General features: G+C 57.1%; 16 protein-coding genes. 3 read left to right on the top strand and 13 right to left on the bottom strand.

The genetic code is table 11. From position 1 onward, the window contains the following. Position 1: 1 nt before the first annotated feature. Positions 2 to 1696 carry an FAD-dependent oxidoreductase gene (locus D3A97_RS21600; protein ID WP_119080616.1) on the top strand — a complete coding sequence of 565 codons (1695 nt, stop codon included), beginning with the start codon at positions 2 to 4 and terminating at the stop codon, positions 1694 to 1696. Positions 1697 to 1813: 117 nt separating this feature from the next. On the opposite strand, the gene D3A97_RS21595 is transcribed toward D3A97_RS21600, so the two are convergent. From D3A97_RS21595 to D3A97_RS21555, 9 genes are all read right to left on the bottom strand, one after another. Beyond that, positions 1814 to 2071, bottom strand: a complete 258-nt coding sequence (locus tag D3A97_RS21595; RefSeq protein ID WP_119080615.1) for a DUF4342 domain-containing protein — start codon at positions 2069 to 2071, stop codon at positions 1814 to 1816. A gap of 12 nt (positions 2072 to 2083) precedes the next feature. Continuing rightward, a complete protein-coding gene (locus D3A97_RS21590) occupies positions 2084 to 2845 on the bottom strand; it encodes a hypothetical protein (RefSeq protein WP_119080614.1) in 762 nt (253 codons plus the stop codon). Positions 2846 to 2969: 124 nt separating this feature from the next. Continuing rightward, complete coding sequence (locus D3A97_RS21585) at positions 2970 to 5009, bottom strand: DUF5689 domain-containing protein (protein ID WP_157986678.1); 2040 nt, start codon at positions 5007 to 5009, stop codon at positions 2970 to 2972. A 4-nt stretch (positions 5010 to 5013) separates the two neighbouring features. After that, positions 5014 to 5865 (bottom strand): endonuclease/exonuclease/phosphatase family protein, encoded by an 852-nt coding sequence (locus D3A97_RS21580; protein ID WP_119080612.1) that lies wholly within the window; start codon positions 5863 to 5865, stop codon positions 5014 to 5016. Between the two features lie 6 nt (positions 5866 to 5871). Next, positions 5872 to 7380: a RagB/SusD family nutrient uptake outer membrane protein gene (locus tag D3A97_RS21575; protein ID WP_119080611.1), complete on the bottom strand. Its 1509-nt coding sequence runs from the start codon at positions 7378 to 7380 to the stop codon at positions 5872 to 5874. A 14-nt stretch (positions 7381 to 7394) separates the two neighbouring features. Further along, positions 7395 to 10754, bottom strand: coding sequence for a TonB-dependent receptor (locus tag D3A97_RS21570; protein ID WP_119080725.1), 3360 nt, complete (start codon positions 10752 to 10754; stop codon positions 7395 to 7397). A gap of 177 nt (positions 10755 to 10931) precedes the next feature. Then, entirely contained in the window at positions 10932 to 12068 is a 1137-nt protein-coding gene (locus D3A97_RS21565) for a FecR family protein (RefSeq protein WP_119080610.1), read from the bottom strand. A gap of 71 nt (positions 12069 to 12139) precedes the next feature. Beyond that, positions 12140 to 12739, bottom strand: a complete 600-nt coding sequence (locus tag D3A97_RS21560) for an RNA polymerase sigma factor (RefSeq protein WP_119080609.1) — start codon at positions 12737 to 12739, stop codon at positions 12140 to 12142. A gap of 505 nt (positions 12740 to 13244) precedes the next feature. Next, positions 13245 to 16661, bottom strand: a complete 3417-nt coding sequence (locus D3A97_RS21555; RefSeq protein WP_119080608.1) for a DUF7133 domain-containing protein — start codon at positions 16659 to 16661, stop codon at positions 13245 to 13247. A gap of 142 nt (positions 16662 to 16803) precedes the next feature. Here D3A97_RS21555 and D3A97_RS21550 point away from each other — a divergent pair, with 142 nt between their 5' ends. After that, positions 16804 to 17604, top strand: a complete 801-nt coding sequence (locus D3A97_RS21550; RefSeq protein ID WP_119080607.1) for an alpha/beta hydrolase — start codon at positions 16804 to 16806, stop codon at positions 17602 to 17604. 8 nt (positions 17605 to 17612) lie between these two features. Here the strand turns inward: D3A97_RS21550 and D3A97_RS21545 are convergent, their stop codons facing one another. The 4 genes from D3A97_RS21545 to D3A97_RS21530 all read right to left on the bottom strand — a co-directional run bounded on the left by D3A97_RS21545 (position 17613) and on the right by D3A97_RS21530 (position 21441). Continuing rightward, positions 17613 to 18740, bottom strand: coding sequence for a toxin-antitoxin system YwqK family antitoxin (locus D3A97_RS21545; RefSeq protein ID WP_119080606.1), 1128 nt, complete (start codon positions 18738 to 18740; stop codon positions 17613 to 17615). A 105-nt stretch (positions 18741 to 18845) separates the two neighbouring features. Next, entirely contained in the window at positions 18846 to 19781 is a 936-nt protein-coding gene (locus tag D3A97_RS21540; RefSeq protein WP_119080605.1) for a hypothetical protein, read from the bottom strand. 29 nt (positions 19782 to 19810) lie between these two features. Then, entirely contained in the window at positions 19811 to 21043 is a 1233-nt protein-coding gene (locus D3A97_RS21535; RefSeq protein WP_119080604.1) for an RNA polymerase sigma factor, read from the bottom strand. Between the two features lie 44 nt (positions 21044 to 21087). Beyond that, complete coding sequence (locus tag D3A97_RS21530; protein ID WP_119080603.1) at positions 21088 to 21441, bottom strand: YciI family protein; 354 nt, start codon at positions 21439 to 21441, stop codon at positions 21088 to 21090. A gap of 139 nt (positions 21442 to 21580) precedes the next feature. Here D3A97_RS21530 and D3A97_RS21525 point away from each other — a divergent pair, with 139 nt between their 5' ends. Next, positions 21581 to 22258 (top strand): GNAT family N-acetyltransferase, encoded by a 678-nt coding sequence (locus tag D3A97_RS21525; protein ID WP_119080602.1) that lies wholly within the window; start codon positions 21581 to 21583, stop codon positions 22256 to 22258. Positions 22259 to 22342 lie beyond the last annotated feature (84 nt).

Here is a 22342-nt window from a genome sequence, read left to right as displayed (position 1 = left end):
CATGGAACATAAAAAAGGAAAAGACCAACAGCCCGCAGGCTCCCTGCAACACCGCCGTACTTTCATCCGCTCTTCAGCACTGGCCGCGGTGTTCATTCCGCAGCTGTTCACTGCCGGAACAGCCGGCGCGGCGGATTTTATACTGGACGTAACCGCCCGGCCGCAGGAGTTTGACGTGGTGGTATACGGCGCCACGCCCGCCGGCATAGCGGCTGCCGTGGCCGCGGGGCGGGAAGGGAAACGGACGGTGCTGGTAGAACCGCTGCAGATAGCGGGCGGCATGATGAGCGGCGGCCTCAGCTTCAGCGATTCCAACCAGATGGCGCGCGAAGCGCTGCGCGGCATTTTTGAAGAGTTTCACCTGCGCGTGGAAAAACATTATAAAGACAAGGGCGTACAACTGCCTTATGAAGTAGGCGTAAAAGATAACCGCCCGTGGACGTACGAGCCGCATGTGGCGGAAAACCTTTTTCTTACCATGCTGCAGGAGGCCGGTGTAACCGTGGTATTGGGAGAGGCCCTGCAGCGCGTGCGCAAAAAGGGCAAAGCGCTGCAATGGCTGCGCACCGCCTCCGGCAAAACGTTTGCCGGCAAAGTGTTCATTGATACTACGTACGAAGGGGACCTGATGGCCGCCGCCGGCGTGAAATTCCGCGTGGGGCGCGAGGGCAGGAGCGAGTTCAACGAAGCGCTGGCAGGCGCGGCATACCCCAAAAAGCCCGTGAAGCTGGATGTGCGCGATGTGCAGGGCAAACCGCTGCCTTACATTTCCGGTACCCAAAGGCCGCCCGAAGGCCAGGGAGACGATCTCATCATGACCTACTCCTTCCGCTTCTGCTTTTCCACAGACCCCGCCAACCAGGTGCCTTTCACCAAACCGGAAAACTACAACCCCGCTGAATATGAGCTGGTACGCCGTTTCCTCAAGGCTTACCCTGATACGGAAAGGCTCATTGACCTGTACCAGTTGCCCGGCAACAAGTTTGACGGCAACAACGGCATCGGCCTGCAACTGTCCATAGGGCTGGTGGGGCTGAACGCCGAGTACCCCAACGGCTCCGCCAGCCGCCGCCAGGCTATCTGGAACGCACATACGGAATATTGCAAGGGGCTGTTCTATTTCCTCTGCACAGACCCGGCCGTGCCGGAACACATCCGGAGCAAGATGAAAGGGCTGGGATATGCCAAAGACGAGTTCGCCAAATTCGGCCACTTCCCGCCGGTGCTGTACGTGCGGGAAGGGCGGCGTATGGAAGGGGCTTACTTCCTGACGGAAAAAGATATCCTGCATGATGTGGAAAAGCCGGACCCCATCGGCATTGGCTCGTTCCCGGTAGACTCGCACGACTGTCAGCGTATTGCTACAGAAGACGGTTTCATCAACGAAGGCACCATTTTCCCCAAACGCCTCGGCAACAGGAAAATAGGCCGCCCTTACCAGATGCCGTACAGGGCCATCACGCCTAAAGCGGAGCAGTGTACCAACCTGCTGGTACCGGTTTGCCTGTCTTCTTCACACGTGGCGTTTTCTTCCGTGCGGGTAGAGCCGGCCTGGATAGTGCTGGGGCAAAGCGCCGGCGTGGCGGCCGCGGAAGCTATTGACGAGGGCAGCACCGTGCAGCAGGTGGACTATAAAAAACTGGCGGCCCGGCTTGTGAAAAGCGGGCAGGAATTGAATATACCTGTGGTGGATTAGTGACCGGAACGCGATGGTACGGAGGGCTGGTCTGTGATCAGCCCTCTTTTATACGGTTGGCTCCCGGGCAACCGGAGGCGCCGTTCCAGGAAATACGGGAGAGGCCAGGTTGCCGGTTCAGCCCTCTTTCTTTTCTTCCCCGTCCCGCTCCACGGTAATGGTGCATTCTCCAATAAAAGCCGCCACGGCGCCTACAGCGGCCAGCACCGGCGCCAGCAGGGCGCCTACCACGCCAATGGTGAGCGGAAAGCTCATAAACTCCTTGCCTTCCTTGTCGTGAATAGTGATCTTGCGTACATTGCCTTCTTCGATCACTTCCTTCACTTTTTTCAGCAGGTTTTCCCCGTGCAGGGTAAATGTTTCTTTGAAGCTCATGGTAAATGGATGTTATGATGATGAACGGTTGAGGTATATGTTGAGTTTCAGGCGGAGGCGGTCCAGCCGGTCTTTCGGGAAGTTCTTGTGCTCGTAGGCCGCGTTTTTGCTGGTGATGCGCAGCAGCTGATGGTTGCGCATATAGCTGTCTACCCGCTTTTCAAACAGCTCGCCGCCATATGCGGGGTAACGGGCGGAAAAAGGATGCGTTTCGTTGTAGATGGGCTGCCGCAGGTCTGCCGTTCTCACCAGGTAACACTGGTCTGAAAAGCCGTAGCCCAGGTAAAAATTGCCGATGCTGTCAAAAGATTCTTCTTCGGCATGGGTGAAGCGATAATCCCATGTAGGGTTGGCCACCAGTACGTCTTTCCTTTCCCTGAAAATAGCCAGCGCCTCCGGTATCCAGTTGGCATGCGCGGGGCCGGGCATGGTATCGCTGGAGAAGTGCAGCAGGTGTTCCGTTTCGCACATAAAAATGCCCACCAGTTCCGCAATGGAGTAATAATAGCCGCCGCGGAAAGACTGCGGGTCAATGTCAAAAAAAGCCAGCGCTGCCGCCGCATGTTCTTCCGCCACGTAATAAGCGTCAATAACGCCCTCCCGCACTTTTTTGTCCGCGTACCGCTTTACCCGCCCCATGTTCCGCACATTGTTGATGATCACCACCCGCCGGGCAAAATCCACGCCGCACCGCTCCGTCATTTGCCGCAGGCGGTCCCCTTTCAGCAGGAACTCCCAGTCATTTTCATAGCATTTTGTTTCGAATGTGAGCATGGCGCGCGGTTTCTGCGTTAAAGGTAGGTTTTTTCAGCTTTATGACTAAAAGAGGCTGCATCAAACCGATGCAGCCTCTTGCTTTTAAACAATAAACAGTTGCAGTAACAGCCGTATTCCCGTTTTACTTGTTGTACTTGATAGACACATGTACCAGCCTGCAAGCCGTAGTAGCGCCCAGCGTGCCGCCGGACGGGTTGGTGGAGGTGCCCACCGTTCTGTTGGCCACCCTTACCCTGATGTAGAGGTTGGGCAGCCCGCTGGCGGCCTGCGGGAAGTTGAAGTTCACCACCTTGTAGCCCGGCACCTGCGTGAGCAGGGTGTTAGACCAGTTGGCCACGTCCTCAAAAGTGAAGGCGCCCACGTTGCTCCAGGTAGCGTTGTCCGCAGACCATTCCACCACAAAGTTGCGCGGCCCGCCAATGTCCGTATTCCCTTCCAGTTGCAGGGAAACGGGCGTGCTGATACCGGCGGTAGACACATTGATGCCCCAATACTCCCCGCTGTTGGCGGCGGTATTCCACCAGTTTTTGGCGGCCCACCCGCCGTGGGTAACGGCGCCTTTTACGGTAGTGGGCTCCTGCAGCAGGCCGTTATAGTCAGTGGTGGTGTAAATACCGGTGCCGGTAAAGTCCAGCTGCGTTTTGGCGCTCTGGAACAGGCGGCCCTGGCCAATGTCTGGCGTAAGGGGATTTTGTGTTTCAGTAGGTGTAGCGGCAAATTCGTTCTTGAAGCGGCTCCATTCTGCCAGTACGTTGGAAAAGCCGTTGTTTCTTTCGGGTTGCAGGGCAATGTCTTCCCGCTTCAGGTGGCGGAGCGCGTATTTGCCGATGTTGCCGCCAAAGCGCTCCAGGGTCTCGCTCACCAGTATGCCGGCAATAGTGCCGGCGCCTTGCGGCACGGGCGTACCGTCACGGCGGTAGGGCACGTCAAGGTTGGTGAGCATGTAGAGGCTGCCGCCCTGTACGTCCCGGATGTGGGTGGGGTAGCAGTCCATGCGGGCAATGTAGCCTTCGTTGATGTTGGTGAAGGCGCCGGAGGGCACGGATATTTCCACGTCTTTCAGCTTCACGTAAGTATACAGGTCGTTATCCGTCAGCTCGCTGATGTACTTTTCACGGGGCAGCAGCGGAGTGCTGCGGCTTTCCTTGTGCATGACGCGGGTGGCTTCCAGCCCGCTGATCACGGTGCGGCCGGGGTTGCTGAGCTGGGCCAGCGTGGCGCCGCTGAGCCATATCTTCACATGGTCGTTGAAGCTGAAGATATTGTCTCCGGCGGTTTTCATTTTCAGGTACAGGCCGGTGGCGCCGTCCATGCTTTGTACGTATACGGCAATGGCGTTCTCCGTTTTGTCTACCGTATGTTTGTTGGTGGCGGTGTTGAGGTTTTTGGCGATGTTGGGATGCCCCTTGTCGCTCACCACCACGCCTTCCATGTAGATATTTTCCGCAATGGGCCCGGCGGCCAGGCTTTTGATGTAGGCCAGGTCTTTGAGCACGGCGCCGTCAAAGCTCATGCCGGGGTGCTGCCTGATCTTCAGGGAATCCCGCGTGGTAGCGCCCAGCGCGTCCAGGTAGCTGAGGGTGAGCACGCCGGTGCGGGCGGCGGCGGTTTTGTTGGTGTCTGCTTTTACGAACAGGTAACCGTTGCTGATGCTCACCTCTTTCAGCCAGCCGCTTTGCGCGGCATCTTCATACCGGTAACCGATGGTCATTTTTTCCAGCGGCACGTTGGTGGCCATACCGGTTTTGAGGGAGCCGCCGTTGGCAATGCTTTGCAGGGTGGTGTCCGCAATGGCCACCTGCGGCACCAGGCCCCGCTGCTGCAGGGAAATGGTATCTGTTTTGCCGCCGGCCCGCACCAGCAGCTTTACGGCGCGGGGCAATTGCCCGTTGTTGTCCGTCACTTCCGCGCGCACGCTGCCTTTGCCGTTGCCGGAGGCGGACTGCAGTTGCATCCAGTCTGTTTCTTCCACCGGCTCCACGCTCCAGCTGCCGTCTGCATATACAATGATCTGCGTGGTATCCGCGTTGGCGTTGAGGCGTACAATGCGGCTGTCTATGGCCAGCTCCGTGCTGAACTTGTAGTCTTCCGTTTTGCGGCAGGCAAACAGCAGCAGGGCTACCATTCCGCAAGCCGCCAGGTATAAGAACGATTGTTTCATTCCGTTAGTTTTTTAATTCAAGTATGATCGGCTTGTGATCTGAATGGGTAGCCGTAAAATCATCGTAAATAAAACGGCAGGTGCCTATCTTTTTGGCCAGGTCCCTGCTCAGGTAGATATAGTCTATGCGGGAGTTGGTGGCAATGGCGCTTTTGCCGGTACGGGCCTTTTCCCGCTGGTCCCAGGCATGCCCGGCATCGGAGAAACCGGCGGAGAGCATGCTTTGCTGTACCTGAAAGTCTATTTCCTTCCCGTTCACCAGGTTTTCCAGCACGGGCCTTTTGGCGGCGGCCGCCAGCGCTTTTTCCTGGTAACCGCCCTGTGCAAGGCGCTCTTTGTCAAGCGGGGATACGGAGTTGAAATCTCCCATGATGAGCCAGTTCTTCCTGTCTTGCTGCAGCTCTATGTTTTTCAGCACCTGCGCAATTTCCGCCCTTCTCTTCCAATGTTTATGCGGGTTGAGGTGGAGCACCACAAAGTTGTACTGCTCTATACGGGCCATGATGAAGCCGTGGGTCATACTTTCGTTCACCTTGCGGATGTTGGCAATGGGAAACCTGGATGTAAGGCCGGTTGGGTAGCCGTTCTCTTTCACAATAACAGCGTAAGGATGGCCCCAGGAATGGGCCAGCTCTTCCAGTGTTTTTTGTGTGAAGCCGTTACATTCCTGCAAAGCCACCACGTCCGGGTCGAGCGCTTTCACCCACGCCACAAAATGTATCTTGCCTTTGGTAGTGTCTTTCACCATGCCCTCCAGGATGTTGTAGCTCAACACCTTCAGGGAAGTTTGGGCCGTTGCGGGCTGCGCCAGGCAGCAGGCGGCCGCGATCAATAAAAAGCCGGTCAGTTTTTTCATATGTTATTATTGATAAGCAGGGTTAGTTAATGCACCGCCGGAACGTACCACTTCTTTATCCGGCACCGGGTAATATTCATGATAAGGGCGGACGTTTTCCTTGATCACCGCGTATTCTTCGGCAATGGTTTCCGTCAGCACGCGGTAGTAATCTCCCCAGCGTACCAGGTCCCATTTGCGGCCGTATTCTCCCATCAGCTCGCGCGCGCGTTCTTTCTTCAGCTCTTCCAGGAACGCCGTTTTGCCAGGGTAGGCGGTGAGCTTGAAGTCTTCGCCGGCCCTTCCTTTCACCTCATTGATGCATTGCATGGCCAGGTCCGTATTGCCGGTTTCGTTGGCGGCTTCGGCCAGCATCAGCAGCGCATCCGCGTAGCGGAACACTTTCTGGTTGTTGCCGTCCGCAATATTGGTCATGCCCGGGCACCAGAACTTGGGCCCCATCCAGGGTTTGCCGGTGCCGTTGTTGGCCATGGGGCGTTTGAACCAGGCGCCGTTATAGCTGTAGGCCAGTATTATTTCCTTGCGGGGGTCTGCCAGGTCGTAAAGCGACATGAAATATTCCGAGGGAGTGATGGAGTTGAAAGGGTTGGCGGCATTGCCCAGTTCGGGAATGTTCACGCCGTCGTACGTGCTGGTGCCGGAGGCTTTGGTGGGGGTGAAGAAGGCGGCCACGGTAGTGGTCTTTTTCAGCCCGGTGGCGCTCCAGGTGTATTGTACCTCAAAGATGGACTCCGGCGTGTTCTTGTTCCGGAACCAGGTATCCGTGAGGGGGTATTGCAGCAGCTGCCCGTATATCTTCCTGATCTCTTCCATGGCGGTGGCGCAGGTGGCATAGTCTTTATTCCAGAGCGCCAGTTTGCCTATCAGCATATAGGCCATGGAGGCGGATATACGGTTGTCTTTCACCTCCGAGGTGCGGGTTTGCGGCAGGTGCGGAACATATTCCTGCAGTTCCCTGATGAGCGCGGTGCGTGTGTCTGCGGCGCTCATGCGGCCCATTTTGGAAACGGTTTCCAGTACGGCCAGGCTGTTGATGTCTTGCGTGTAATACGGCACGTCCCCGAAGGTGCTGGTGAGAATGTAGTAGTACAATGCCCGCAGCGCCACGGCTTCCGCTTTCAGCGGCGGCTTTTTATCTTCCGGGATGGTGGCGTTGTCTATGCCGCTGAGGGCGGCGTTGCAGTACATCACACCGCGGTAGCAGGCCGTCCAGATGTTATCTCCGGCGCCGGGGTTGGCGGGGGAGATCTCCAGCTTGGCATCCAGGTTGGAAGAGTTCAGGAAAGCGAGGTCTGTAGCGCCTTCCAGGGCAATCATCAGGTCTGCCAGGTACAGGTTGTTCAGGTCTATGTAACAACTGTTCAGCGCGGCAATGCACTGGCTTTCCGACTTGAAGAAACCGCCTGCGTCCACAAAACTGTGCGGGTCTTCTTCCAGCAGCTTGCTGCAGCTGCTGAAGGCAAGGGCGCTGCCGAGCAGCATGGCCATGAATATGTTGTGTTTGTTCGTTTTCATCGTCAATGTCTGTTTTAGAATTTCAGTTCTGCGCTAAAGGTGAGCGTTCTGCTGGTAGGGTAAGCGCCATTGTCCATTCTGCGGATGGTGGAGCCGCCGCTTTGGGTAGACACCTCGGGGTCATACCCGTTGTAATATTTCCAGAGCACCAGGTTGTTGCCGGTGAGGGCCAGGTAGAGTGATTGCAGCTTGCCGCCGGTAACGCGCGCCAGGTTCAGCGGGTAGCCTACGGATACGTTCTTGAGGCGGAGGAAGCTGGCGTTGTACAGGAAACGGTCGTTCGGGATGTCGTCTTTCGAATCTGCGCGCGGGTAGTTGGAGTGAGGGTTGCGCACGGGGTGCCATGCGTTCACCATGTACCGGTACTGGTTGCTCAGGTAGGTGCCGGTGCCCATGAACAGTTCGGTAGGGTTGTATATTTTACCGCCGAGGGAATAGTTCAGGTAAACGGACAGGCTCAGCTTCCTGATGTTGAAAGTGTTCTGGATGCCGCCGTATACGTAGGGGTCTGCATTGCCGAGGTAGATGAGGTCGTTATTGTCCAGCACGCCGTCCTTGTTCTGGTCTATATACCGCTGGCGGCCGGGAGAGTAGTAGCTCACGGCGGAAGAGGCGTATTCTTTCGTGGTCTTGTTCTTCTCGATCTCTTCCGTGTTTTTCCATACACCGGCGTATTGCATGCCCCACACGGCGTTGAGCGGCCTGCCTTTCACATAGCCGTACATCATGTATTGCGCGCCGTAGGGATTGTCGTATACAGACACCCTGTCCAGCCCGCCAATGTCTTCCACGCGCTGCGTGTTATGCGCCGCGGTAACGGTGGTAGACCAGCTGAAGTGTTTGCGGCGGATGTTCTCGTGGTTTACGGTCAGCTCTATGCCGCGGTTGGAGGTTTTGCCGATGTTGGCCAGGCGGGAGCCGTAACCTACGTGCGTGGGCAGCTGCACGGTGAGCAGCAGGTCAGACGTGGTGCTGCGGTAGGCGTCTATCACAATGTCCAGCCGCTTGTTGAAAAAAGACAGGTCTATGCCGGCATTGTAAGTGGTGGTCTTTTCCCAGGTAAGCCCTTCGTTGGAAATACGGGAAGGGTAGTAGGCCACGGGCTGCCCGCCGCTGAAGATGTAGCCGCCGGTGGTGGAAGACAGGCGGGAAAGGGACTGGTAGCGGGAAATGGCATCGTTGCCGGAGGTGCCGCCGCTCAGGCGAAAAGACAGTTCGCTCAGTTTGGAGAAACGTTTCATGAACTGCTCGTTGCTCACGTTCCATTTGAAGGCGGCGGAGGGGAAGAAGGCCCACTTGTTGTCCCGGGAAAAGTTGGAGGCCCCGTCACGCCGCATGGTGGCCGTAAAATAGTACCGGCCGCGGTAGTTGTAGTTCAGGCGGGCCAGGTGGCTCATTCTGCCCAGGGTCTCCAGGGAAGAACCAAGGCTGATGGTTTCTTTTGACGGCAGGGCGCCCAGGTCGTTGTTCTCGATATCGTCCACAAAATACCCCTGCCCGCTGGCGGTCATGTTGTTGTACTTTCTGCGTTGTACGGTGAAGCCGTACATGGCGTCAAAGAAGTGGTGTTTGTTAAACGTTCTTTTATAGGTGATAGTGTTCTCGTTCAGCAGGTTGTTCTCTGAATAGCTGCTCTTGTAGGCATACCCGCCTGAATTGGCGTTGATGCGGGTGGGCAGCGTGGAGGGAAAGTACTGGTCGTTGTTCCTCACCAGGTCTGAGTAAGACACGGTGGAGCGTATCAGCACGTTCTTCACGGGCTTGATCTCTATGTAGGCCATGGAGCTGAGGCTTTTCTCCAGGCGGTTGTTTTGTTTGAGCAGGGCGTTGGCCAGCGGTGAATCGAACAGGGTGCCGCTGTACCACTGGGAGTTCCAGTCGTTCAGGCTGCCATCCGCCTTATAGGCCGGTATGGTAGGCGCCAGGAAGATGGTAGAGCGGTACCAGAGCGTTTGCGTGCCCACGTCCGCATTGTTCAGCGCCCGGTCTACATTGGAGTAGTTGAACCGCACGCCGGCCTTTACGTACTGGCTGATGGTACGGTCCAGGTTGAGGCGCACCTGGTAGCGTTTCATGCCGCTGTTGAGGATGATGCCCTGGTTGTTATTGTAGTTGGCGGAGAAATAATATTGCGTGGCCTTGTCCCCGCCGGAAGCGGAGAACGTCAGGTTGTGGTACGGCGCGCGGCGGGTGATCTCTTTGGTCCAGTTGGTGCCTTCGCCCAACGCCAGCGGGTCAGGGTAAGGATATTCTTCCAGCGGTTTGGTCTGGTTGGCCGTGCTGGCAAAATAATAACGGTCGTTCTGCAGCTGCGCAAATTCCGTGGCGCTCATCAGGTCCAGGTAGCGGGGCAGTTCGGAAAACCCCACATCGTTACGCAGGGTAAAATTGGTTTTGCCGGTTTTGCTGCCGCCGGTTTTGGTGGTGATGATGATCACGCCGTTGCTGCCGCGGGAGCCGTAAATAGCGGTGGAAGAGGCGTCTTTCAGCACGCTGATGCTGGCAATGTCTGACGGGTTGAGTTCGTTCAGGTTGGTGATGGCGTCCATCAGCCCGTCTACAATGTACAGCGGCTCGTTGCTGGCGGTAATGGAACGGGTGCCCCTGATGCGCACGGAGGTACCGGCGCCGGGCTCGCCGTCTGTAGAAACAAACTCCGCGCCGGCAATGCGGCCCTGCAGCATCTGGTCTACGCGGCTAACGGGTACATCTGCCAGGTCTGATACCTTTACGGTAGACACGGCGCCGGTCAGGTCTTTTTTGGTAACGCTGCCGTAGCCGATCACCACTACTTCGTTGATGCTTTTATTGGAAGGCTGCAGCCTGATCACCAGCGGCAGTTTGATGTTTTTCACGGGCAATGCCTGCCGGTCAAAACCTACATAGGAAATATAGATCACGTCCTGCTGGCCGGCGGTAATGCTGAACTCGCCTTTTTCATTGGTTTGCACGCCGCGGCTGGTGCCGGCAACAGACACGGTGGCGCCGGGCAGGGGATTGCCCGCTTCATCCGTTACGGCGCCTTTAATGGGCGGGTCTGCCACGGGATGCGTTGGCGTTGCGGGCGCGTTGGCCGTTTGCGCGCGTTCCTTGATGGTGATGGTTTTGCTGCTGATCTCGTAATCAATGGGCTGGCCGGCCATTACGGTGTTGAGAAAGGTTTCCAGCGGCATGTTGCGGGCGTCTACGGTTACGGGCGTTGTTTTGCCCAACAGCGCCTGGTTGTAGAACACCACGTACCCCGTTTGTTTTTCCAGCCGGGAAAAGATCTCCGGGAAAGAAAGGTCTTTGCCGCTGAGGGTAACGGTCTGGGCCCCGGCCCTTCCCTGCACCTGCAGGCAAAGCACTGTGACCAGCATGGCGATCAGTTTCATGACCAGCAATTTTTGTTTGCTGAGAACCGGCGGAGCGGGCGGGCGCCCGGCCAGGGCCGGCATTGTTCCTGTTGTGCGGTAGTTGATTGGCAACATGTTCGTTTTACGAATTTTAAATACATAGGCATCCCGTCCCTAACCACTGGTTACGGCTGCGGGCCTTTCCTGTTGAATGAATTATTGTGTGACGATCAGTTTTCTTCCTTCCAGCCTGCAGTGTACATTGGATATTTCCAGTATCCGGGTAATGTTCATGAGGCTGAGGCTGCGTTCTATTTTTCCGCCAAACTGCATGGCGGGTATACCGTTCTCATATGTTACATCTATATCGTACCAGCGTTCCAGTTGTTTCATTACCTCATGGATGCCGGCATTCTCAAAATTGAACATGCCGTTTTTCCAGGCCATTACCTGGCTGGTATCCGCGCGGCTGATCTGCAGGGCGCCGCCTTCCGCAATACGGGCCTGCTCACCGGGCCGCAATACTTTGCTGTTCACGGCTACCTTGCCGTGCAGCAGGGTGGTGGTCATTTGCGCATCGTTGCTGTAGGCGCTTACGTTGAAGCCGGTGCCCAGCACTACTACTTCCTGCCCGGCGGCTTTTACTTTGAACGGTTTGCCGGCTTGCGGGCTGATGTTGAAGTAGGCTTCGCCGCTCAGTTCCACCGTTCTGTCTGCCCCGCTGAAGCTGGTGGGGTAGCGCAGGGTGCTGGCCGCATTGAGCCATACGCCGGAGCCGTCTGGCAGGGTGATGTGGAACACGCGGCCGCGCGGCGTGTTGAGCGTATTGAAGGTAACGGCGGCAGACTGGCTGCTGTTGTAGGATACGGAGCCGTTGCCCAGCAATACCTTTGTACCGGCCTGGTTGGCTATGAGGCCCTGGCCCAGGCTGTCCAGCGATATCTTGCTGCCGTCTCCCAGCGTGAGCACTGCGCCGCTCACGGCCGCGGGAATGTCTTGCGCCACTATGTTCCCGGCAGGTTGCACGGCGGCCGGCCGCTGCTGAAAGTACCGGATGCCCGCTGCTACCAGCGCCAGTACGGCGGCGGCGGCCGCTACGCGGCCAAGCAGGCTGAACACCTTGCTGCGCCGGCTTTTTCCCGTACCGGCTTTCAGGATAACGGACAGTATTTCCCGTGCGCGCGCGGCATCTACTTCCTTCTCTTCGTCCATACCGGCTATCAGCCCGTCCAGCAACTGCTGCAGGGCCGCATCGTTTTCCGGCCGGGCAATGAGGGCAAAAAGCTCCCGTTTTTCCTGCTGTGTGCAGGAGCCGCTGATAAACCGGGAAAATAACTCGTCGAGTCTGGACATAGATATGCGTTCTATAAAAGGAGACAATAAAAAAAGAGGGATGGGTCAGTGAACAGGAAAATAAATGGCGCTCATAACAATTCCTTAATAATGGCCAGCGCGCCATACATGCCCAGGTGGGAGAGGCAGTATACCCGGATGAACTGCATGGCGTCTGAAAGGTGCCGTTTCACCGTTTCAGGGGAAAGGTTCAGCTCTACGGCCGCTTCTTCCCGCTTGAGGCCGTGCTCTTTAATAAGGTGGTATACTTTTTTTTGCTGGGGCGGCAACTGGTGTACGGCCTGCTGCAATACGCGGCGGTACTCTTTTTCCTGCAGAATGGCGCCGGGGTTGTCCGCATGCGGCAGCAGGTATTCTTCCTGCTCCATCAGCGGCGCGGAGGTCATTTGCAGGGCGGTTTGTTTCAGCAGGTTAAAAACGTGGTTGCGGGTAATGGTAAACAGCCATGCGGTAAAATGCGTGATCTGCGGCAACTGCTCCCGCTTCAGCCATACCTTCAGGAACACGTCCAGCAGCACTTCTTCGGCCAGGGCTTCGGAGCCGGTTACCTTGAAGGCGATGGCATAGATCTTATTGCGGTACAGATGGAAGATCTCGCTGAAAGCCTTCTCGTCCCCTTCGGAAACGGCTTTTAACAGACCGGGCTCCATATGTATTTTATGAGCAGACATCACTTTGATTTAGGTTGCAAATATAAATATGGTCGTTAAGAAAGGGCTGTTCCAACGGTATGCGCCTGCGGGCAGGCCTGCAGGCGCCGGTAGCCGCAAAAGCCGCCTGCTGGCTGTAATACGCGGAAAATAAAGCTCATGCCGGTGCCTTGAATTAACGATAATATAACGTGTTCAGATCCTGGTCCTGGTTGTTTTACGGGGATAAAGTACAAAATTAAAATAACCGGGAGGGGAAAAAATAAAACAACCGGGGCAGGCCTTTGTTGGAGGCCGCCCCGGCTGTTTTATCACTTTTGCATGCATGCTTGTTGTGCGGGCACCTGCGCGGCCGTTGGTGAAAGCATCTACGGTATGCGCCCGTGCGTGCTTGTTGTGCGGGCACCTGCGCGACCGTTGGTGAAAGCATCTACGGTATGCGCCCGGGCGTGCTTGTTGTGCGGGCACCGCGCGCCGTTGGTGAAAGCATCTGCGGTATACGCCCGGGCACCTGCCCGTGCGGCGTTTAATTATCTTCTTTGGCTTCCGAAAGAAAGCTCACCACGTCCCGTATCTCTTTTTTGGACAGGATGGCCTTCATGTCCGGCATGCTGGACGGGGCGAGGGTTTTCTTCACAATATCCGCCGCGGCAATTGTTCTCTCCGGTTCCAGCCCTTCTTTTATTTTGATGCCGGTCTTGTTCTCTCCCTGCAGTACGCCGGTCAGTTTTTTACCGTCTTTCAGCTCCAGGGTGACCATGCCAAAGCCGGGGGCCAGGCGTTTGCCGGGGTCTATGAGGGCTTCCAGCAGCTGCTCGCGGGAGAGGCGGCCGGCAACGCCGTTGAGGCGCGGGCCGGCGTTACCGCCCCTGTCATCATACGCATGGCATTTCATGCACTGCGCGTTCTGGTTGCGGTAGAAGATCTGGCGCCCCCGCTGCGGATCGCCGCCCTGCAGGCTGCTGGCGTAAGATGCCAGCAGTTCATCGGGGCTTAGCCCGCGGTTAATGGAGGCGTAGCGTTCTTTCAGGTCTGCGGCGCCGGTGCTGTCAATGGCTTCACCCAGCTCCAGGTAAATGCCCGCGCCCAGTTTGCCGGCCGCCATTTTATCCAGCAGGGTGGTAATGGCGGGGCGGGTATTTGCCAGCGGCAGGCGGCCCAGGGTGAGCACGGCGGCTTGCTGCTCTTCCATGGTTTTGGTATTGATCACGTCTGTAAGCAGGCTCACCATGGTGTTTTTGGGAATGTCCATTTTCTCCAGCAGGTCCAGCCCGGCTACCCGTACTTTCTTCTCCTTGTCTGACAAGGCATGTTTAATGGCCTGTTCCATTTGCTCGCCTTGCACGGCTACCATGGCTTTGAGGGCTTCTACCCGCATGGCCGGTTCCGCATCTCCCGTTACAGCGGCCAGCAGCGCCGGCGCGGCTGGCTGGATGTGCAGCTTGTTGATGGCTTTGGCGGCGCTGAGCCTGACGGGCAGTTCTTTATTTTTCAGTAAAGTGACCAGGGCGGTAGTGGCCGCGGCGGTAGTAGTGGCGGCGTTCCTCTCTACCGGGCCGCGGAGGCGCCCGTCTACCCGGTCCAGCACAGAGGGTTTGGGCCATACGCTGATCACATCTACCGCTTCCGCCCTCATGGCGGCGGGCGCGCCTTCTTTCAGCGAGTAAGCCACCAGGCTGTGCAAGGCGCTGTCTGTACCCACCCGCAGGTTGGCGTTGATCACGCGGCGCAGCAGCGCTTCATTGGCGAAGCTGGTGCTATGCAGCAACGCGGCCAGGGCAGGCAGCGCGGCGGGAATAGACAGATCGTCATTAATAGCACGGGCGGTTTCTGTTACCACAAACTCATCCTGGTCTTTGAGGAATACGGCAATGCCGGGGTTTGCCATGCGGCGCAGGGCTACCACGGCGGCAATCCTCAACGCGCGGGAAGGGCTGGCGGCCAGCGCCACCAGCGGTTCCGGCTGGCCTATGCGGGCCAGTGCCAGGCAGCCCGCATGCCGCAGGTAAGCATCTTCGTCATTATTGGCTTCCAGCATGGCGATCAGGGGTTGTACCGCGGACGCATATTTTATTCTGCCCAGCGCTTCCGCGGCAAAGAACCGGGCGCGGCTGAACGTATCTTTCAACAGCGGCACCAGGGCGGCGCCGGCTTCGGCGTAGCGGATGTCTCCCAGCCATTTGGCGGCCTGCGCGCGTATCTCTGCGTCCTGGTCTTGCAGCAGCGGCAGCAGGGGAGCGGCATATTGTTTATCCTGCCGGGCCAGCTGGCTGGTACCCCAGATGGCGTGTACCCGTGCCAGTTGGTGATCTTTCTGCTGCAGGGCGGCCTGGAAAATTGCCGCGCCCTTGTTTTTCCTTTTCACCAGTTCAAACTGTGCTTTCTGGCGCACCCGCATGTCTGCGTGATGCAGCAGCTCGCCCAGCTCATTTTCTTTACGGTCTGCAAAACTGGCGGCCAGCAGTTCCTTTACTTCCTTACGGATGGTGATAGACGCGGCGTCTTTGTAATCCAGCTTCCAGATGCGGCCATAGTCATGCGTATCCCAGCCGTCTATCCAGTCTGCCAGGTACAGCGCGCCGTCTGGCCCAAAGTCAAGCCCGGTGGGCAATACGCCGCCCAGTATTTTTTTGTGCTCGCCCAGTTCAAAGGTGGCGCCTTTAGGGTTCAGCTTAAAACTGTGAATGCCGGAGCTGGAAGGGTTGCCTACAAATTCAGCAATAAAGAACGTGTTCTTGTATTCAGGGCCGAGGGCGGTGCCGGGGTTGTAAGCCATGCCGGCGGGGCCGCTTACAAAGTTGCTGATGCAGGGCGTGATGTATGCCGCCTGGCCTTCAAAGCGGGGCAGGTACATCTTTTCGTCCATCCATACCTTGTAGGTATTGTTGTTCGGGTCACGGTACTTGCCGTATTGCCAGTTGCTGCGCCAGCCGGCGTCTGAACCGTTTACGATGTATACCAGCCGTTCCTTTTCGCCGGGGTGGTCCCCGTCGTTATCTTCACTGATGAGGTTGGCGTATTCGTCAAATACAAATTTGTGCGTATTGCGGGTGCCGTGGGCAAATATCTCAAAGTCGCTGCCATCCGGGTTGCAGCGGGCAATTACGCCGCTGTTGGGGTGTTCCCATTTTTGCCCGTCCGGCCCCTGGCCGTTAAAGCCAATGTCCCCGATCTGCCAGTAAATGCGGCCGTCAGGCCCCATCTCAACGCCGCTCATACCGTGGCCGCTGAAGCCGATGTGTATGCCGTAGCCGTGGGAGAGGGAGATCTTTTCATCGGCTATGCCGTCTTTGTTCTTGTCCCGTATTTTCCAGAGGTCAGGCGCTACGGCCACATACAGGTCGTCTCCATTGGCCAGCACGCCGCCGGCCACGTCTGTCACCTCATCGTTAAAATCATCTACCACCAGTTGCGAGCGGTCTGCCACGCCATCGCCATTCAGGTCTTGCAGGCGGTATACATGCTCTTTTTCAATGGTGAGGTCCCGCCAGTCGTGAGAGCTGTCCCCGTTCAGGTCTTTGAGCCATTTGTTGCGGTGGCTGTTTTCGGGAGAGAGCTCCTGGTGCAGGAAAGCGCGCCGTTCTTCTACGGTTTGCAGGCTGATGGAAGGTATCTCCCAGTCGCGGTGGCCGCGGATGTCAAACTCGGAGTTCTTCTGGCGGCTGGTAGTGGTAAAATACACCTGGCCGTGGTCATCAACGTCGAGGGCAATGGGGGAGATCACCAGCGAGTCAATGCCCCACAACTGTAGCGTGAGGTTGTCTGCGATGGTGGGTTTCATGGCTTTGCCAACAGAGTCTGCAAAGCGGGCCGTAAAGGCGGAATCCATTTCCCTGATGCGGAGGTCTGCGGCCTGTTGCGGCCCGCAGCCGTGCAGCAATGCGGCTGCAACGGGTAATGAAAACACGGCAAGGTGTCTGATGTTTCCGGTGAACGTGGACATTTTTAAAATTGTGTAGACGTTATAAAAATAACAGGCCGGTAGCCGGGCCTGAAAACGGCTAGTTAAAATATATTAAAAAATAGCCAAAAGCAAGAAAAGCGGTATTTTTTGTTTTCTTTGTCAATCAATCAAACGTGCGCCCATGAAACACCTTGCATTCCTTTTCCTGCTGTGCCTGGCGCTGCCCGCACTGGCGCAGGACGCTGTATACAAAGAGCAAAAGAACGTAGCCTACCGTGTTGGCCAGCAAACGGACTATATGAAAGAGCGCTGCGTGCTGGACGTATACTATCCCGAGAAGGCACAGGGTCTGCCGGTCATTGTGTGGTTCCATGGCGGCGGCATTACCGGGGGTAACAAGAGCATACCGGAAGAGCTGAAAAAACAACGTGTGATCGTGATGGCGGCCAACTACCGCCTTAGCCCCAAAGTGAAATGCCCGGCATATATTGAAGATGCGGCGGCCGCCGTGGCCTGGGCCTTTCAGCATGCGGCGGAGTTTGGCGGGGACACGGCGCGCATCTATGTGGCGGGGCATTCCGCCGGCGGTTACCTGACGGCCATGATAGGGCTGGACAAACAATGGCTGGCCAAGTATAATATTGACGCCAACCGCATTGCCGCGCTGTTCCCTTTCAGCACGCAGGCCATTACCCACTTTACCGTACGGAAAGAAAAAGGCATTCCTGAAAAACAGCCCACCATAGACGCCTTTGCGCCGCTCTACCACGTGCGGGCAGACGCGCCCCCGCTGTACCTCTACACCGGCAACCGGGATATGGAAATGCTGGGGCGGTATGAAGAAAATGCCTACCTGGCCAGGATGATGCAGCTGGTGGGGCATCAGCATACGCACCTCTATGAGATGGACGGGTACGGGCACGGGGATATGCCGAAGCCATCGTTTTATCTGATGCTGAAGGAGATCAGGAAGCAGCAATAGCGCGGCCGCTATGGCAAACGCAGGAACTGCCAGTTCCTGATATCCGCAAATACGGGAAAGTACCCGAAGCCCCACTTGTCCAGCGCCTCGCATTTTTTCAGGTCACTGATGATCTGCTGTTTTTCCGCCGTGGGAATATTGAGCGGGGGATTGGTATTGAGGTATCGGGTCAGCGCCTCTTCGCTCATCCGTTTTTCCTGCGTGGCCGCATAGGCGTATTTTGCAAGGCGGATATAGGCCCGTTGCAGGTAGAGATGCGATTCGTAAGGCTCCAGCAGCAGGCAGGTATCCATATACCGCGCGGCTTTGTCAAATTGCAGGCTGTCTGCCGCCGCCTGCGCCAGGTAAGGGTACGGGCCGGGGTGGCCGGGGTAACGCTCCCGCGCTTTGGCGTACTCGCGGTTATCTACCAGTTGATAGTATTGCTGGATGTGCGGCGGGCGGTACACCTTTTTGTTTTTTCCCCGGTACGTTACCACAGAATCTCTTAGCAGCCCGGAAGAATAATAGGATACGGACAGCGTGCGTTTGTCTGTAACGGAGTACTGGCTTTTGACCCGGCCGTTGGCGTAATAGGTTTCCGTTTGTTCCGGCCTGTTGCGGTAGCGCTCTTCGCGCCTGGTGAGCCTGCCTTCACTGTCTGTTTCTGTGACCAGCACCACGCCGTTGCTTCTGTTGGTATAGGTGCGCCGCATGGCCGTGCCGGACGGGTTGTAGTAAAAATGCGTGCCCTCCAGCTTTCCCTTTTTTACAGCGCCGCGGTGCCTGACCTTGCCATCATAATAATAATCTATCACCTTGCCGGTGTAGGGTTGCCCTTTGTAGTAATACTGATCGCCAAAGAGCGTGAGCTGCCCTGTGGCCGGTATCTGCTTCAGCTCCGCCGGGCGGTCTACCCAGGCTTTGGTGAAGAGGAAAACAAGGCTGTCATACGCGGGGAAGCGGATGATCTTCCTGGTTTCAGGGTAGACCACAACATCGTAGTAGGCAAGGTCTTCCTGTGATATTTGCGGGGCGGTGGCGGCAGGCACCGAGTCAACAAAGTACTTTACCCTGCTGCGCGGTTTTGTTTGTTGCGCTGCCGCCTGTAGTGCTGCAACGGAAAAGAGCGTGATGATGATGAGGCGGTGGAACATAGGTAATAAACAGCGCTAAAACTAAGGATTTATTGCCAACGGCCCATGTTAAGTTACCGGGCGCGGTGAAGATGTGCGGCAACCGGGAATTGCCCACCGCCCATGTTACCGGGGCGCGGTGAAGATATGCAGCAACTGCGCCCCCAGCCCGCTGATGAACATGCGTTCTTTTTTATCACTGAGCAGTTGTTGCGTCCAGGTCACCAGCCCGCCGTCACCTATTTCAAATTCCCGTTCCTCCAGGGCCACAATTATTTTCACCTGCAAACCGGTGTAGTAGTTCTTGTTGATGGGCTGCTGGCGCACGGTTACGGCAAGGCCGGGCTCCGCGGCCTGCAGGTGTTCCATGCAGGCGGCTATGAGCGGGTGTGTGGCGGAATAGCCCTTTTGGGGGATCAGTTCGGCGCGTACCTGCGCCTTGCCATATACCTGCCGGCAAATGGTGTTCTGTGCTGTAATGTGCTCCAGCAGCGCCGTTTTTTCAAAGGTGAAGCTACCGGCATCGCGCCCCATGGTGGTGAGGGTACATACGGCAAAGTGCGGCGTATAGGCGGGGTCTGGCAGCGCTTGTGTTCTCAGCACCCTGCTGATGTTGCAGTACCGGTGTATGCCCTTTGCCAGTGCGCCCGTTTTTCGCTGGTGGGCGTAATGCAGGGCCAGCGCATTGGTGGGGTCTGCCTGCACTTCCGTACCCCTGAGCGCCGTCAGCACTTTTTTCTGGTCTACCGCGGCCACTACGGAGCTGGTACCCAGTTGCGCCACCGGCGAAAGCTCTACCGGCTCAAAACCCGCTTTTTGGAGCAGCCGGCAGGTTTGCAGTTCTTCCTCTTTCAGCCTGATCACGTCTACCGCGGCGGGTTGCACCAGGCGGTTCTGCGCATAGCCGCGCAACAGCGCGCCGGCATTCAGTTGTGCGGTGCGCTGGTGAAACACGTCCAGCAGAATGGTGTTGAGGTCTGTTGCGGCGAGGCGGCGGGCGAGGGTATTCACCAGTTCCGGGTCGTTTATTTTTTTGAGGATGTGGCTGCTGATGTTTTTCATACGGGAGCGGCGGGTTTGCGGGCCGGATGTTAAAGATACAACTCCGCCATCATCTCCCGTATCACCTTCCTGTCCGCCTCCGTTCTGGCCAGTTGGTAAGCCGCCCGCAGGCACTCCTGCGCCTTGTGGTTGCTGATGCCGCGGTACAGTGCTCCCAGCAGCGTGTAATAATAGTGATTGCCGGTGAGCTGCAGTTTTTCTGCCTCGGCAATAGCGGCCGCCCTGCCTTTCACTTTAGACAGTGCAAACGTTCTGTTCAGCGCCGCAACGGGAGAATAGTGCAGCGCCAGCAGCTGGTTGTAGAGCTGCAGGATGGCGCCCCACTTCTCCGCCGTATCTTCCCTGATAGTATGGTGGTAGGCGATGGCGGCCTCCAGGTGGAACCTTGAAAGGCGGTTGCCGGTGGCCGCTTTATGCAGGTAGTACACGCCCCGGCGCACCATCTCCTGGTCCCAGCGCGTGGTATCCTGCGCATGGTAGAGCACAATTTCCCCGTTGGCGTCTTTGCGGGCGGGGAACCGTGAAGCGTGAAAGCACATCAGTGCCAGCAGGGCGTTCACAGGCGGCAGGTCCGTGGCGGGGTTGTCTGTCAGCAGCAGGCAGAGGCGCATGGCCTCCTGGCAAAGGTCTTCCCGCAGTACGCTGTTGCTGCTTTCAGAGTAATAGCCTTCGTTGAAAAGCAGGTACAGCGTGGTCAGCACCGTATTGAGGCGCAGGTGTACTTCCGCGGCCGCGGGAAATACCATGGCCACTTTTTCCTGCCGCAGTTTTTCACGCGCCCGGTATAGTCTTTTGTTGATGTTCTCTTTGGTGGTGAGCAGGGCGTCCGCAATTTCATCTATGCCGAAACCGCAGAGAATGCGCAATGCCAGCCCTATTTGCGCTTCCGGGGCAATGGCGGGGTGGCAGATGGCAAACAGCATTTGCAGCTGGCTGTCCGCAATGTGCTGGCCGGAGAGGTCGATGTCTGTTCCTTCCATGGCGGGCGCGGCCTGCTGCAGGGCGGGGGAGATGCTGGCGCGGAAGGTATGGCGGCGGGCAAAATGATTGCGGGCCTTGTTTTTGGCCACCGTGTACAGCCATGCCGCCGGGTTTTCGGGAATGCCGCGGTACGGCCAGCTTTCCAGCGCGGCCAGAAAGGTTTCTCCGGCTATGTCTTCCGCCAGCTCCAGTTGTTCCATCCCGAAATAACGGCACAGCACGGCCGTTATTTTGCTGTACTCCGTCCGGAAAAGATGCGGTATAAGCTCCTGCTGTTTCATACTATAATGGCAGCCCCGCTACGGCGGGGCTGCGGTGTGATCTTTTAATGTACGCCGTCCCCTCTCACAATTTTCCTTACTTCCACGGTATTGCCTTCGCCCTGCAAGGCGGGGCAGCCTTTGGCAAACTCCACCGCTTCTTCCGCGGAGGCCGCCTTTACCACAATGTAGCCGCCGAGCGTTTCTTTAATGTCCCCGAAGGGGCCGTTGGTGACTACGTTGTTATGGTGTACCACGCGGGCATCGTCAAACAGCAGGCCATTGCCTTCCACATATTTGTGCTGCGCCGCAATGCCGCCTATCCAGTCCATGGTCTGTTGCATCCAGACCTGTATCTGCTCGGGGGAGGCTACCTTGCTGCCGTCCTGGTGCCTGAAGATCAGCATAAATTCATCCATGATCAATTGTTTTAAGTGTTATTGAATGATGTGATACCTCCATAACAAACTGAACGCGCGGGATTGGACATGCAAGCGCGTTTTTTTTTACAAAGATACGGGCCGCCCCCTAACCGGAATTATACCTTAACTTGCCCGCATGAACGAGTTTTTACTGGATAACCCGGCCTGGAGCGCGCTGACCACGGAGCATGCTGAATTTGCCATGGGCACTGCCTGCGCCAAACGGTACCGGCCGGGCGTGGTACCTTTTACCGCCTGCCGCCATCCGGAGGAAGAAGGCATTATGGAGCTGGCGCCGTGGATGGGCCAGGGGGAAAGTTTTTACATAATTGGTAACCTGCCATCCGCCCTGCCGCCGCATTGGGTGGTGGAGCACGAACTGCCTTGCGCCCAAATGCTGCTGCAACAGCCGCCGCAGCAGGAGAAAGACAGCGGCATAGTACTGCTGGGGCCTGCGGACGCGGAAGCCATGTACCAGCTCATCAACCTGGTACAACCCGGCTACTATAACATAGATACCCGCCTGCTGGGCACTTACTTTGGTATCAAACAGGAAGGGGAACTGGTGGCCATGGCCGGGGAACGCATGCGGATGACGGGCCTCAGCGAGCTGAGCGCCATCTGCACCCACCCGCAGCACACCGGCCGCGGTTACGCGCAGCGCCTGATCGCGCGGCTTTGCGGGATGCATGCGGAAAAAGGGATCACCCCGTTCCTGCATGTGGCGTTGTCTAATGCGCGTGCTATCAGGCTGTATGAACACATGGGTTTTGTGCAGCGGCGGGTGATCAGCTTTCACCGGGCAAAGGCGTAAGCCGCCTGCCGGTTTGCAAACCGTGGCGGCGGCAATTTCAGGATCACGTTTTTCTGCGGCCCGGTTACCTGCAAAAAGGGGAGC

It is taken from the genome of Chitinophaga alhagiae, from assembly GCF_003568665.1.
GTDB classification, from domain to species: domain Bacteria; phylum Bacteroidota; class Bacteroidia; order Chitinophagales; family Chitinophagaceae; genus Chitinophaga; species Chitinophaga alhagiae.
Note: the sequence above shows the minus strand (reverse complement) of the source record. Positions and strands in the feature narration are given on the sequence as shown.